The sequence below is a fragment of the Hymenobacter lapidiphilus genome (assembly GCF_013377885.1).
GTDB lineage: Bacteria > Bacteroidota > Bacteroidia > Cytophagales > Hymenobacteraceae > Hymenobacter > Hymenobacter lapidiphilus.
Window position 1 is genome coordinate 1 of the sequence record NZ_JABKAU010000064.1, and the last position, 12,688, is coordinate 12,688.

13 protein-coding genes are annotated in these 12,688 nt (G+C 63.0%); 5 read left to right on the forward strand and 8 right to left on the reverse strand.

Features of this window, described 5'->3' with window-relative positions:
- Nucleotides 1–243 precede the first annotated feature (243 nt).
- From HW554_RS19415 to HW554_RS19435, 5 genes are all read right to left on the reverse strand, one after another.
- Complete coding sequence (locus HW554_RS19415) at nt 244–2,541, reverse strand: patatin-like phospholipase family protein (RefSeq protein ID WP_176910192.1); 2,298 nt, start codon at nt 2,539–2,541, stop codon at nt 244–246.
- Nucleotides 2,542–2,574: 33 nt separating this feature from the next.
- Complete coding sequence (locus HW554_RS19420) at nt 2,575–3,384, reverse strand: mechanosensitive ion channel family protein (protein ID WP_176910193.1); 810 nt, start codon at nt 3,382–3,384, stop codon at nt 2,575–2,577.
- Nucleotides 3,385–3,473: 89 nt separating this feature from the next.
- Nucleotides 3,474–3,785: a hypothetical protein gene (locus tag HW554_RS19425; protein ID WP_176910194.1), complete on the reverse strand. Its 312-nt coding sequence runs from the start codon at nt 3,783–3,785 to the stop codon at nt 3,474–3,476.
- Between the two features lie 369 nt (nt 3,786–4,154).
- Complete coding sequence (locus HW554_RS19430) at nt 4,155–5,738, reverse strand: carboxylesterase/lipase family protein (RefSeq protein ID WP_176910195.1); 1,584 nt, start codon at nt 5,736–5,738, stop codon at nt 4,155–4,157.
- A gap of 87 nt (nt 5,739–5,825) precedes the next feature.
- Nucleotides 5,826–6,296: a hypothetical protein gene (locus tag HW554_RS19435; RefSeq protein ID WP_176910196.1), complete on the reverse strand. Its 471-nt coding sequence runs from the start codon at nt 6,294–6,296 to the stop codon at nt 5,826–5,828.
- Between the two features lie 498 nt (nt 6,297–6,794).
- On the opposite strand from HW554_RS19435, the gene HW554_RS19440 reads away from it, so the two are divergent.
- The 5 genes from HW554_RS19440 to HW554_RS19460 all read left to right on the forward strand — a co-directional run bounded on the left by HW554_RS19440 (nt 6,795) and on the right by HW554_RS19460 (nt 10,438).
- Entirely contained in the window at nt 6,795–8,000 is a 1,206-nt protein-coding gene (locus HW554_RS19440; protein ID WP_176910197.1) for a helix-turn-helix domain-containing protein, read from the forward strand.
- Nucleotides 8,001–8,172: 172 nt separating this feature from the next.
- Nucleotides 8,173–8,424 carry a hypothetical protein gene (locus tag HW554_RS19445; RefSeq protein ID WP_176910198.1) on the forward strand — a complete coding sequence of 84 codons (252 nt, stop codon included), beginning with the start codon at nt 8,173–8,175 and terminating at the stop codon, nt 8,422–8,424.
- A gap of 78 nt (nt 8,425–8,502) precedes the next feature.
- Entirely contained in the window at nt 8,503–9,327 is an 825-nt protein-coding gene (locus tag HW554_RS19450; RefSeq protein WP_176910199.1) for an META domain-containing protein, read from the forward strand.
- Nucleotides 9,328–9,354: 27 nt separating this feature from the next.
- Nucleotides 9,355–9,900 carry an META domain-containing protein gene (locus tag HW554_RS19455; protein ID WP_176910200.1) on the forward strand — a complete coding sequence of 182 codons (546 nt, stop codon included), beginning with the start codon at nt 9,355–9,357 and terminating at the stop codon, nt 9,898–9,900.
- A 58-nt stretch (nt 9,901–9,958) separates the two neighbouring features.
- The gene (locus tag HW554_RS19460; RefSeq protein WP_176910201.1) at nt 9,959–10,438 is read left to right on the forward strand and encodes a hypothetical protein; all 480 of its coding nucleotides are present in this window, start codon (nt 9,959–9,961) and stop codon (nt 10,436–10,438) included.
- Between the two features lie 24 nt (nt 10,439–10,462).
- On the opposite strand, the gene HW554_RS19465 is transcribed toward HW554_RS19460, so the two are convergent.
- The 3 genes from HW554_RS19465 to HW554_RS19475 form a co-directional block, all read right to left on the reverse strand.
- Nucleotides 10,463–11,242 (reverse strand): bestrophin-like domain, encoded by a 780-nt coding sequence (locus tag HW554_RS19465; protein ID WP_176910202.1) that lies wholly within the window; start codon nt 11,240–11,242, stop codon nt 10,463–10,465.
- A 476-nt stretch (nt 11,243–11,718) separates the two neighbouring features.
- Nucleotides 11,719–12,162: a hypothetical protein gene (locus tag HW554_RS19470; RefSeq protein WP_176910203.1), complete on the reverse strand. Its 444-nt coding sequence runs from the start codon at nt 12,160–12,162 to the stop codon at nt 11,719–11,721.
- A 94-nt stretch (nt 12,163–12,256) separates the two neighbouring features.
- On the reverse strand, nt 12,257–12,565 hold the full coding sequence (locus tag HW554_RS19475) for a hypothetical protein (protein WP_176910204.1): 309 nt from the start codon (nt 12,563–12,565) through the stop codon (nt 12,257–12,259).
- Between the last annotated feature and the right edge of the window lie 123 nt (nt 12,566–12,688).

Below are 12,688 nucleotides of genomic sequence, written 5' to 3' on the forward strand. Positions count from 1 at the left end.
CCGAAGGTAAACGCGGCCTTACACTGAATCGAGGATAAATATCGCACGAAGCTCGATCATCGAGCAAGGCACACACTTGGTCGATGGTCAATGCTCCCTGGATAAAGTGCACCAGCAAACGCCGTTCGTAGAAGTTAGCAGCAATGGAAGTGCCGTTCGTTAGGCTCAGGCAGCCCTTCACAGCCCGGCGCCGCTGGGAATCATGGTCTGTCATCGGCCAAATCTCCAACATCCAGACCTGGCCTAGTGGTAGCCGAAGGGGAAGCCGATGTTGAAGTAGGGCAGCAGCTTTTTCGCTACGTCCGAATACATCAGGCTCACGTCGATGGGACCCAGGAAGGAGTTCAGGCCCAGGCTCAGGGCCCCGCCGTAGGCTAGGCGGGCGGATTGCGGACGCGCCTGGTTGGAGATAAAGCCGTAGTAGAGCACATTGGCTTTGGCCGTCAGGAAAATCTTCGGGCTCAGGGCGTACTGGTAGCCCACGAGCCCGGCTAGGGCACTGCCGGTATAGAGGCCGGTTTCGGGCAGGCCGGCGAAGGTGAGTTGGTTGCGCAGCACGCCGTTGAGGCCACCGATTACGAAGTCGTTGGCAATGGCCTGGCGGTAGCGCCGGTTCACGCCCCCCTGCACCTGCAGCTGCAACGTCGCCCGCTTAGTCAGCGGCAAGTACTGCTCCACGTTCAGCCGGGAGTGCTCGTAGGGCCGGAAGGAAAGGTTGGCCGACTGTTCGGTGCCGATTACTACGGTGTCGCTCAGTAGCTTGAAAGCAGGCCGCTGCTGATACACCCAGCCGTATTCGACCTCGATTTTGCGGCCGTAGGTGGGGTAAGCGACGGCATTGAGCGTATTGGCCTCGTAAAATACGTAGCTGTTGAGCAGGCGGATGCGGCCATCAAGCTGGAGGCGGGAGGTAATTTCGGGGGTGAAGCGGCCGTACTCGTAGCGGGTGCCCAGGCCCACGGCGCGGTTGCGGTCGAGCAGGCGGAGCAGTTGGGCGTTGGCCAGCACGTAGCTCTGGGTGTAGAGGCCTGCTTTCTTAAAGCTGGTGCTGTATGTAGTGATGCTGACCCGCTCGCCCTGGGCCAGCAGGCGACCCACCAGGCGCTGCTGGCGGCCCAGGTACTGCACGTGCTTGAGGCGCAGGCGCGGGTTTTCACCGATGTTGACCGCTACCTGGCTGGTGGAGGCGGGCGCGAGCTTGTCCTGGACGGTCAGGCTGCCGATGAGGCCAATGCCAGTCAGCGAATTGTAGTGCAGGCCCAACCCGATGCGGGCCGCGGGAGCCGGTTCAGCGTCGAGCATGAGCCGGGCCGACGAGTCGGAGGCGGGCAGCAGCGAATAGGTGATTTTGCGAAACGCCCGCGTGCCAAACGCGTCGCGGATGGCGTCCGACAGCTGCAGGGCCGAGTAGTAGCGCCGGGGTTGCAGCCGCAGCTGCCGCAGCAGCAGGGCCTCGGCGGCCGGTGCCAAGCCCCGCACCGCATAGTCCTCGATGTAAACCGAGTCGGCGCGGGGCGCGGCGGGCGGATAGGCCGGGGCCGGCCCATAGCGCGCATCCAGCGAATCGCGTAGCGCCTTAAGCTGCGCAAATACCGCCCGGCCCCGCCGCACGCCCAGCGCCGTGATGGGGGCGGCGGCCGAAAAGCTGCCGCTGGAGTAGTCGCCCAGCGGATAGTCGACGTAGATGTCGCACAAGGCCTTCTGGGCCTGGAAATCCGCGTTATCCTTGAAAGAAGAAATCTGGAGCAACACATCGACGGGGCTGCGCAGGCTGGCTTCGGTGTAGGCCCCGGCCGATACGTTGCTGCCGATGATAACGTCCGCGCCCATGGCCTTCACTTCCGACACCGGAAAGTTGCGCACCACCCCGCCATCGACCAGCCGGCGCCCCTGGTACTGCACCGGCGTGAACACCGACGGAATGGCCATGCTGGCCCGGATGGCCGCCACGACTTCGCCCGAGCGTAGCACCTGCGGCTCGCCGGAAATGATGTCCGTGGCCACGCACCGAAACTCGCGCTTGAACTGGGAGAAGTCCTTGGTGCGGTAGTAGGGGAAGAATAATTCGCTGAGCTTGAGCCACAGCTCCTCGGATTCAATCACGCCGTTCGGCAGCTGAAACTTACCCTTGACGACTGGCAGCTCGACCAGGTAGCGCCCGAAATCATCCTTGCCCGGCAGCGTAATCGTGCTCAGCTGGGCCGAATTGGTGAGCAGCGCGTCCCAGTCGAGTCCCTGGGCTATCTGCTCAATCTCGGCCCCCGAGTAGCCGGCCGCGTAGAGTGAGCCCACCACGGCCCCCATGCTCGTACCGGTCACGTAGTCGACCCGCACCTGGGCCGAGTCCAGGGCCTTGAGCAGGCCGATGTGGGCCAGTCCGCGGGCCCCGCCGCCGCTCAGTGTCAGGCCAATGCGCGGGCGCTGTGGCGGGGCCTGAGCCCTAGCGGCGCTGGCACCGAGCAGCAGCAGCGCCAGCAGCAGCAACCCTAGCCAGCGCTGGAGCGGAATGGAGCCGGCGGCCGGCTGGTAGCTATGCTTCATGGGACCGGGTTAGGGGAAGGGCAAAAACTGCGCTTACGCCGCCTTCTTCTCTTTTTTCGGTTTCTTGACCGGTGCCTCAATGTGGTGCTGGAGCAGCACGCCCTGAAGCTGCTCGATGAGCGTGCCGTACACTGCGGCGTTGTCCTGGGGCAGGGTATAGGCGCGGAAGGCGATGCTCATGCCGCCGGGCACCAGGGCCACGATGCCCAGACTGGGGGCGGGGTTGGGCAGCACCTGCGGATGGCCCGCGAGTAGCGGCAGGGCGAGGGCGCGCAGCTCGGTGAGGTTAGTCTGGGCTGCCACATCCAGCAGCACCTCGACCAGCACCTGTTTCTCAGCAGTTTTATTGACCAGGATACTGTTGGAGAGGGCTCCGTTGGGTAGAATAATAGTGTCGCCCTGGGGCGTAGTTAAGATGGTGTTGAAGATGTGAATGGCCTTCACCACGCCGGTCTGGCCCTGGGTCACGACCAGGTCGCCGGGCTCAAAGGGTTTGAACATCAGGATAAGCACCCCGCCGGCGAAGTTGGCCAGCGTGCCCTGCAAGGCCAGGCCTACGGCCAGCCCCGCCGCCCCGAGTACGGCCACGAACGAGGTAGTTTGCAACCCGACCATGCCCGCCACGCTGATAAGCAGCAACACCTTGAGCACCACGCTCACCATGCTCGTCAGGAAGCCACGCAACGACACATCCAGGTTCGCCATGGCCCGCGACGCCAGGTGGCTCACCTGCCGGATAATCCACCAGCCCAGCACCAGCACCGCCAAGGCCATGACCACGCGCGGCAGGTAGAGCAGAACCATAGCCTGTACTTGCTCGGAATAAGTTGAAAGTCGTTCCATGGGCGTAGAAAGAGTTAAAAGAGCGTTGGAATTGAAAGAGCATTTGGCAGAACAGCCATTGGCAGGGACCGGGCTACGGGGCGAAGAGGTTACCGCAGGCCGAGGACGGTCACGCTGACCGGATTGAACAGCCCGGCGTCGCTGCTATACCAGAGGTCGACGCGGCTGATGCGGCGGCCTTGTAGGCGTTGCAGGTTAAGTGGGGCGCTGTCGCGGCCCGCCACCAGGCGGTAGCGCAGCGGCAGACTAACGGCCGGTCCGTAGTCGAAGCTTACCAGCAGGTGGTCCAGGGTCAGGGCCCGGTTGTTGACCCGGAGTTTAAGGTAGCGGAAGCGCTGATTGGCCCCGCTCAGCGCTGCGCCGGCCTGCCCGGCTGGCCTGCGCAATGCAATAGTGGCCACGGGAACCCAGCTGTTGACGGGCGGGCGCGGCGGCTGAATGGCTGGGCGGGGTGGTTGCGGGCGCGGCGGCTGGATGGTCGGGCGCGGCGGCTGTGGTCGCGTTGGCTGAATGGGTGGCTGTGGTTGCGGGCGCGGTGGCTGCGGGGTAGACGGCTGGGGCCGCGTGGGTTGAACTACTACTTGGGCCACACCGGGCCGGGAAGCCAGGAGCGCGCTTAGCAGCGCGCAAAAGAAGAGAGGAAGTTTCATTATAAAGGCAGAATAGGCCAGCGGTGGCCGGCGGTGAGTGGTTGAAAAATGACGCGCTAATCGACGCTTTTGCAGCAGCGTTGGCTAAACCGGGGCCATACCCCTACCCTCTCCCTTCCGTTAGCGCACGCCTTCCCAGGCCCGGAGTTCCTTCGCGTGCGGATTGGTCTGCAGTTGCGAGCTGGTATTGAACAGCATGGTCTGGCGCTCGGCAGGGGTATAGGGAGCCCAGCCGGGGCTGCCCGTTTTAGCAAACGCCACCCAGGCGTCCTGCATCTTCTCGGCCAGCTCGGCGGGGCCACCTTCGGGGCCCAGCATGCCGCGCGGCCCCGTTACCAGCGCCCGCTGGTTGAAGACGAAGGGCAGCCCGAGCCCGTGGTAGGCTCCGTAGGTGCCGCCCACCACCAAGGAAGGCCAGGCAAACTCGTACATGTAGGTGCGGCCGGGCTGGCGGGCGTGGGCATCGGCCAGCCGCACGGAGGGCACCTGAAACTGGTAGGCCGTAACCATGGCAGAAAACAGCTCGCCCAGGCTCTTGGTCGGGTAGGCTTGCTTGTACACCGTAATCAGGGCGGCCGGCGCCGGGTGAAGCCGCTTCGCGGCCAGGGTCAGGACGAGGTTGGACTTGATTTTCTTTAGCAGCCCGGTGGGAATCAGGAAATAATTGGCCTCATCGGAGTTGTAGCCCACCAGCACGTCCACGGCGCTACCGGCCCCCTGCTGGATACTGCTCAGGGGTAGGGCGGGGACGATGTCACCGTCAATCACCGGGAAATAGAGCACGGCCCCCGAGCCCGGGTCGGCGTAGTCATCAGTATCGAGCTTCACCATTTTGGGCGTGACTTTTTGCTGGGCCGCCAACAGCTGCTCGGGGGTGAAACGGCGGTAGGCCTCGGCAGTATTGCGGATGCCCAGCACGCGGGCGTACCTGGCCGCGATGCGGTCGGCCTGCTCGCCGCTGAGCACGCCCTGGCCCGAGCCACTCATCAGAATGGCCCGCCGAAACAGGCCCTTGGCGGCGGGGCTGGCCAGCAGCGTGGCCACGCTCATGCCCCCGGCCGACTCGCCGAAGATGGTTACGTTGGCCGGGTCGCCGCCGAAGCGGCCGATGTTGGCCTGCACCCAGCGCAGGGCCGCCAGCTGGTCGCGGATACCCAGGTTGGATGGCACGCCCTGGATTTTGAGGAAACCCTCGATGCCCAGCCGGTAGTTGAGCGTGACCAGCACGACGCCCTTTTGGGCGAAAGTTGTACCGTCGTAAAGCGGCACGTCGCTGGTCCCCAGCACAAACGCCCCCCCGTGGATGAACACCAGCACGGGCCGGGGTGGCCCGGTCAGGGCGGGCGTCCAGATGTTGGTGGTCAGGTAATCGTCGCCTTTCACCCACCCCGACCCGAAAATGGCCTCGCCGTCGATGTCCCCGTCCGGTGGGCGGTTAAACGGCGCGGTTGGGCCATGCTGGGTCGCATCGCGCACGCCTGGCCAAGGCTGGTGCGGGGCCGGGGCCGCAAAGCGGAGCTCCCCCACGGGCGGGGAGGCGTAGGGGATGCTCTTGAAGACGAGCACGCTCCCCACGCGCTGCCCCCGGACCTGACCCGCCTCCGTAGCCGCTACCAGCCCGTCGTTGTTGGCCTGGGCTGGGGCCGCGGGGCTCCGGGCCAGCAGCAAGCTCAGAAGTGAGAGAAATGTTGCGAATCCTTTCATAGCGCGTAAAGGCTGGGGGCAGGTGTGGACGGGATGCATCCTGTCGGGGCAGTTAGGACCGGGGGATGGCGGCCCGGAAGGCCGGATTCAGCGGGCGCCCAATAGAACGTCCTTATTGCGTAGCCACAGGGCCCGGTCGACCAGCTCGGTAGATTTTTTAGTAAAGCGCAGGCTCCCTAGGTTGAGACCAATACCGGCCACCAGCAAGGCAATGCCGCCCGCCCGCTGGTCTTTGCGAATGATAGCACTGCTTACCAGCGCCGCGATGGCTCCCACGCCCAACAGGCGGCTCACGGCCCGGTCTTGCCGGCCCTGCCGGTACAGGTCGCTGGTTACGCCGGCGGCAAACTCCGTCTTCAGCTTGCGAAACGGCAGCTGCCGGCCGCCCATGATATACCTGTCGCCATAGCCGTAAATCGTGCGGGTATCGTAGACCCGCACCAGTGAGTCGCGCGATATTCCGGCTTGGACAGACACCTGGGCAGTGGCAGGTAAGGTCCATCCCAGCAACAAAATAAGCAGGGATACCAGGCCAACCTGGGTCAGTAGTTTGCACATACCATATGGGTTTTAGAGTCGCCTGGAAAAGGTTAGCTGGTCGAGCAGGGACCAGGGGGAGCTCGGCGCGCCGGCTCTTGAGCCGTGGGGCCAACACCACGCGGGCTGCTAGTCAGCCACTTTCAACTGTAATACTATAGCCTCCTATTTGGGCAAGCAAGGCCGCCTGGTTCTAACCTGTTACATATTGCAATATGTGACAGGTTAGAACCCAACAGCTGGCAGCAGCAGCATTAATAGCCTGGTATAAAGTTTATTAAACCAGCGCGGCTTGCGTTCATAACGGCCGGTTTGCCCGGTGTCGGAGCTTGGTCGGAGGTGCTTGGCGGGGTAACGGGTTGGGCCCGGACTTTAAAAATTCTCCTGTATATTACTAAGCATAGATATTCCAACAGCAACTGCTTGCGGCGACGACCAGCTAGCTGGCCTTCGTTTCTGGCACTGGGAATACACTTGTGGCCCTAACCCTGCGCCCGCATGATACCGGATTTGCCTTCCATGGACCACGCCGAACTACTGACCGTGTTCATGTTCGTGTGTGCTTTTGTCGGAACGCTGGTCAGCCTTATCCTGGCGTTCGTGAGTCCGGTGCTGCGCCACGCCAACCGCCTGCTGAGCGTGTCGCTGTTCAGCGTGGCCTTGTTTGCCCTGACCAGCGCGCTGCTCATCAACCACTCCATTTTCCTGGTGCCGCACCTGTTCCGGGTAAACATGCCGCTGCACTACCTGGTCGCGCCCTGCGCCTACCTCTACGTGCGGGCGGTGCTGTACCGGGAAATCGGGTTTCGCCGTTTCGACTGGCTGTTTTTCGTACCCTTCGGGCTGCACACGCTGGAGCTGCTGCCGTTTTTGCTGCACAGCGCCGCCTACAAGTACCAGTACCTGGAGGGGCTGCTGGTGGATGTGGCGGGCGTCACCAAGCAGCGGGAAGGGTTGCTGCCGGCCTACTACCATCCGGTGCTCAAGATGGTCTTTGGGACGGCCTTCGTGCTGCTGCAATGGCGGTTGCTGTGGCAATTCAGCCGCCGGGCAGGTGCGGCCAGCCGCCACGAAAACCACGCGCTGCTGCGCTGGCTACGCCTTTTCACCTTGCTCAACACCCTGCTCTACCCACCCGTGCTACTGGCCATGGTGCTGCCGGTTCATAATACGTACGCGACCGTCTTCGCCGTTTGCGCGCTGGGCAGCTACCTGCTGGTGACCTCCACCCTGCTGTTCTTTCAGCCCCAGATACTGTACGGACTGCGCCAGTTGCCGGCAGCACCCCGAACCACTGTGGCCGGGGCACCCGCCTCGGCGGCGCCTGAGCTCACCAAAAAGGAAGACCCGGCGCGAGCCCATTCGCTGAGTGAGGAGCGCCGAGAGGCGTACCGCGCCCTGCTGGAGGGGCACATGCAGCAGGAGCCCTTTCGGCGGAAGGGCTATACTATTAAGGACCTGGCAACCGAAATCAGCGTTCCGCCGCACCTGCTTTCGGCCCTCATCAACCAGGAGTACCGGATGAATTTCAGCGACTTTCTCAATCGCTACCGGGTGGACTACGTCAAGGCTCGCATGGGCCGGGCCGAATGGCGGCAGCTGACACTGGAAGGGCTGGCCCTGGAAGCGGGCTTCAGCAACCGCACCACCTTCTTCCGGGCCTTCACGAAGCTTGCCGGCTGCACGCCCACCGAGTACCTGGCCCAGATAGCGCCTTCGGCCTGATTATAAGCTGGTTGCCCGGCCCCCGCGCCGGTAGCGTCGGGCGATGTTGTTACATATTAGAAAGTGTAACGCGATTGGGCCGGGCCGGGCTTGTACGCGCCCAATGAGTGCCCTACGTTTACGGCCGGTCTTCACCTAAGGACGCGGCAGAATGGCATCAGCGGCGGAAATCATGCGCGCCCTCGCGGCATTCAATCAACTGCCGCCCCCCGCGCAGCTCACCTACGTCTGGGAGCAGGGCTACTACCTGGCGGCCCGGCCGGTGGGCGCGGCGGGCCTGGTGCGCGTGTATGAGGTGGACGTCTTTTTCGTGGAAATCCACTTTCCTACCCCCTCCGATTTTGAAATCCTGCGTGCCTTTCACGAGTCCGTTTATCTGCAGCCCTACCTCGACCAAATTGACCTGGCCAGCTTGCTGAGCTAGGCCGATTGCAGCAGGCGAGCCAGCGGGCCACGCTACCGGTCCAAAACAACGGAGACAACCACTCCCAAAAGTCGATTTATGAAATCTTACGCGCTTTTAATTCCGCTGAGCCTGCTCGCCACAGCCTGCGCCCCCGCCCGACCGGAGCTCACCCCGCCCGCCGCCGCCGAGCCAGCCAGCAGTGGGCCGGTAGGGGCCGAAAAAACCGAACCCGCCAGCCGCTGGGATGCCCAACGCGGCCGCGGTGTGGACTTCGTGGCGATGGGCAGTGAGCCGTTCTGGTCACTGGAGCTGACCAAGGGGCAGATGCGCTTTCGCACCGTAGCGGGGGCCGACTCGCTGGTGCTGCCCCTGCCGGCCCCCAGCCAGGCCCAGGATGCGCCCGTACTACGCTACCGGGCCCTATCTGCGGCCGGGGAGCTGACCGTGACCATTGCGCAGCGCCCCTGTACCAACAACATGTCGGGCGAAGTGCTGCCCTACACCGTCACGGTGCAGGTCCGGACGAGTGCCCAGCCGGCCGCCCGCGAGTTTGCCGGCTGCGGGCGTTACCTGGGCGACTACCGGCTCCACGATATCTGGGCCCTAGAATCAGTTGATGGGCAGGCCGTGGACGCCGCGCAGTTTACCACCAAGGACAAGCCGTATCTGGAGCTGAACCTGACCCGCGCGGAGGCCCTGGGCTTTGGCGGCTGCAACGGCTTCGGCGGCTCGCTGACACCGGAGCGGGCAGGCCTAAAGTTTGGCACCCTACGCGGCACGATGCTGGCCTGCCCGGCCCTCCCCTTCGAGCGCAAATTCCTGGGCGCACTTTCCGGGAATTCGTTTAGCTACCGAATTGAAAACCTCCGACTGACGCTAGAAAACCGTACTAGCACGCTGGTCTTTAAAAAAATTGACTGATTCGCTCCTACTTCATCCCTCCACGCTATGCTCTCCAGAACCCTTTTACTCGGAGCCACGCTACTGGCTGCCGCCTGCCAGGCCACCGGCCCGGCCACTACCCCCACTACCCCCGCTACCACCACTACTACTGACACGGCGCCGCCGCCCGCCACCACCCCGCCAGCCCCTGGCCCGACTTCGGCCATTACCGAGCCGGTGGGCGGAGGCAGCGAGAAGCTGTTTGCGCACCGCTGGGCCCTGACGGAAGTCGCCGGCCAGCCCGTGGCGCCGACCGGCGACGCCAGGGAGGCGCACCTGCTATTTTTTCCGCCCGACCGCGTGGGTGGTTCTACGGGCTGCAACCGTTTGAACGGCACCTTCGAACTGTTGGCCGGGGGCCAGTTGAAGTTCTCCCCGTTGGCCACCACGCGCATGCTGTGCCCAGGGCCCGCCGCCGCCGCCGAAACCCGCTTTGTACAGGCCCTGGGTACCGTGCAGACCTACTACGTGACCGATGAAGCTCTGGAACTGCGCGCCGGCACGGCTGTGGTGGCCCGGTTTCAGGCTGCCCCACCCGTGCCGGAAAAGTAAGCGGTCCACCGCCCTAACTATCCTCTCTTCAGCCCCTCAGCTTATAACCTGCCAACGCATGAACAAGAATAACTCAGGCCCCCTGCTGCTGGCCACGACGCTGCTGGCGCTGCTAAGCGGCTGCGACACCCGCTCAACGACCACTGCCACCTCGCCAACTGACCTATCGGAAACGACGCCTACGGCCCAGCCCCGGCAACTATGCTACCGGCAGGTAGTGGGGGGCGACACCACGCTGGTAAACCTACGCATCAGCGGCGCGACCGTGACGGGCGAGCTGGCCGTGCTGCCGGCCGAGAAAGACCGGGCCCGGGGCCCGCTGACCGGCACCTTGACCGGCGAGCAAATTGTGGCCGACTGGCAGCGGATGGGCGAGGGCCAGACGCAGGTGCATGAGGTGCGTTTCACGCTGGCCGGCGACTCGCTGCGCTGGCGCGAGGGTGCCCGGACCGAAGAAAACGGGAAATGGGTGTTAACCAACCCCGAACAAGGCTACCAGTACGTACTGGGTAAAGTTGCCTGCGCTCCGCAGCCCTGAGCCGGTAGCGCAGAGTTAGGGGCTTCATGGGGCCGGCGGTTGGTTCTGGCCGATGAAGCGCTGCAAGTCCTGCAGGTTGCCGTAGCTGGGCCGGATGAAGCCCAGGGCCGGGTTGTCGAGGTCGCGGATGGTTTGGATGGTGAGCACGGAGATGATGATAAATAGCACGGGCACGAAGTAGTGGCGCGTTTCCTGGGCGTTGTTGGTAAAACCCACCAGCACGCCAATGGCCCAGGACGAGAGCAGCAGCAGCACGATAATCGAAGTGGGCGTGCCTTCCTGGTTGGAATAGTGCAGCCGGGAGGTGGCAGCGTTGAGCCGGCTGAAGGCAGGCAACAGCCGGCGCAGCTCCTCAACCGGCGGCGGGTGGCTGCCCTGCCCGCTGGCCAGCTGCCCCCAGGCCCGACGGTAAAGGTTTTCCAGCTGGCGGATGTGGACCGGATTATGGGCGGGCCGGGGACGGTGCTCGGCCAGTTCCAGGGCCAGAAACTGCCGCAGCAGGTGCCGGACGGCAGGCCCGGTAACGGGTAGTAGCTGGCTTTCCCGGTACAGTTCGCCCACGGCATCCGACGACTCGTGAATCAGGGCGGTGCGCTCCTTAAGCGAATTGTTGGACGAGAGCAGCGTAAAGGACAGCAGCAGGCCGAAGATGGTGATGAGCGCGCTTTCAATGCCCGAGGGCTTCCAAATCCGGTTCCGGCGGCGATAATGCACCTCGGCAAACCAATAGCCGACCGCCACAGCCAGCAGCAGCGACACCGGATAAGCCAGCGCGAACCAGAAAACCTCGAAAAAGCTACGCATGCGCTCAAAGGGAGAAATAGCCGGCGACCTTGTCTGGTAAAAATCCCGCGGGCAGGACTGTTTTAGCGGCTGTTGGCCAGACAATATAAAACCTTTTCTCTACCGCCGAAGGGGCTCCGGAGCCAGTCAGAGAATACCCGCTTACCCTGGTTTCATCCCCCTGAGCAGCACTGGCGGCCATTCGAATAGCCGGAAGCAAGGCCAAACTGAACGCATTGTATTCCGGATCGGCATTTTACTCTTTCAGCGTGAAGCTCGACCACCCGCCGGCACGCCTTCTCAAAGGCGCGGTTTCCGCCGACTACCAGCTGGTCGATTGAGCCGGTCGCCTTTAGTTAGGCAGTCGAAGGCGTCATGATCTCTCACCGAAAAACTGACAACTTTTTTCCAGGATCGGACAAATGGTCAACGCTTTTCAGGACGGGTCATGTCCCGAGTTGTTCAGAAAAAGGAGCGTATTGTTGGTCCAAAGGGCACTAAGGCCGCAGATAAGCATAGAGGCGTAAGTTATCCGCTGATTCCTCCACCCTAAACTGACCAATCTGCGCGAGTTGCTGCTGCAATTGCCCAAGGTCCTGCGGCTCCCCGCCCGCTGGAAAACGAGGAAAATCCACCCATTCGATTTCTTTGTACGCCACCCAGCCCCCCAACCGGGGCCGGCCGCTAACCATGCTTTCCATGGCGTTGGCGTAGTAGTCGAACGCGTAACTCGTATCCTCGTCGAACAGCAACGTTCTGTCAACGTTGGCCGCTTCCCAGATGAGCTTGACGCGGCAGGCGTGGACAGACGGCCAAATCTGCACCAAGAGGCCCAAGAGCTTGACCCACTTCGCGTTGCTGAGCAGCGGTTGCAGCTGGTCCGTGTGAATGAGCTTGTCCAACGCTTCGTCATCACGCCGAATGGTAAAGGGGCCGCTCATGGCAAGGGGTGAGTGTAATAGATGCTCACAAAATTAGAAGGTCCGTTTAGGAAAACGGTCCGAAGGCAAACCGACCTTTCACTGAATCGAGGGTTCAGCGAATAACACTCACCACGCCGTCGTGCCGAATGGAGACGAGCCAGCTCAGGCTGGCATCGAATAAATCAATGTCGTCGGCAACGGGATACCAGAGGTCGTCGAAGTAGCGAGCCACGTCGGCCGTCTGAAAGGCGTCCACTTCCTCAAATCGGGCCCAATTGACAAAGAGTTCGGGCAAGGGCGCAATGCCTAGGGCCGTGAACGTCGGCAGCAAAGCAAAGTCCTGCTCCGCATTTGCCTGGTGGTAGGTCTGGCGCGAGGCTAAGTCGCGTTCGAACGCTCCGGCCGTGCTGGAAGCTGTCAACCCAAACCGGCTGGCTAGGCGGGCCTGCAACGCTCGGCCTTCTGCAGACGGCAGAGAGCGATACGCAGGAAAAGAGCCAGCGTGCTCCTGTTCAAACAAGGCGATTTTAAACGCTTCCATGTG

What these genes read in the sequence shown, in the direction of transcription:
- HW554_RS19415 (WP_176910192.1), bottom strand. Translation starts at nt 2,541, where the DNA reads ATGAAGCATAGCTACCAGCCGGCCGCCGGCTCCATTCCGCTCCAGCGC.
- HW554_RS19435 (WP_176910196.1), bottom strand. Translation starts at nt 6,296, where the DNA reads ATGTGCAAACTACTGACCCAGGTTGGCCTGGTATCCCTGCTTATTTTG.
- HW554_RS19430 (WP_176910195.1), bottom strand. Translation starts at nt 5,738, where the DNA reads ATGAAAGGATTCGCAACATTTCTCTCACTTCTGAGCTTGCTGCTGGCC.
- HW554_RS19465 (WP_176910202.1), bottom strand. Translation starts at nt 11,242, where the DNA reads ATGCGTAGCTTTTTCGAGGTTTTCTGGTTCGCGCTGGCTTATCCGGTG.
- HW554_RS19440 (WP_176910197.1), top strand. Translation starts at nt 6,795, where the DNA reads ATGGACCACGCCGAACTACTGACCGTGTTCATGTTCGTGTGTGCTTTT.
- HW554_RS19470 (WP_176910203.1), bottom strand. Translation starts at nt 12,162, where the DNA reads ATGAGCGGCCCCTTTACCATTCGGCGTGATGACGAAGCGTTGGACAAG.
- HW554_RS19445 (WP_176910198.1), top strand. Translation starts at nt 8,173, where the DNA reads ATGCGCGCCCTCGCGGCATTCAATCAACTGCCGCCCCCCGCGCAGCTC.
- HW554_RS19450 (WP_176910199.1), top strand. Translation starts at nt 8,503, where the DNA reads ATGAAATCTTACGCGCTTTTAATTCCGCTGAGCCTGCTCGCCACAGCC.
- HW554_RS19455 (WP_176910200.1), top strand. Translation starts at nt 9,355, where the DNA reads ATGCTCTCCAGAACCCTTTTACTCGGAGCCACGCTACTGGCTGCCGCC.
- HW554_RS19420 (WP_176910193.1), bottom strand. Translation starts at nt 3,384, where the DNA reads ATGGAACGACTTTCAACTTATTCCGAGCAAGTACAGGCTATGGTTCTG.
- HW554_RS19460 (WP_176910201.1), top strand. Translation starts at nt 9,959, where the DNA reads ATGAACAAGAATAACTCAGGCCCCCTGCTGCTGGCCACGACGCTGCTG.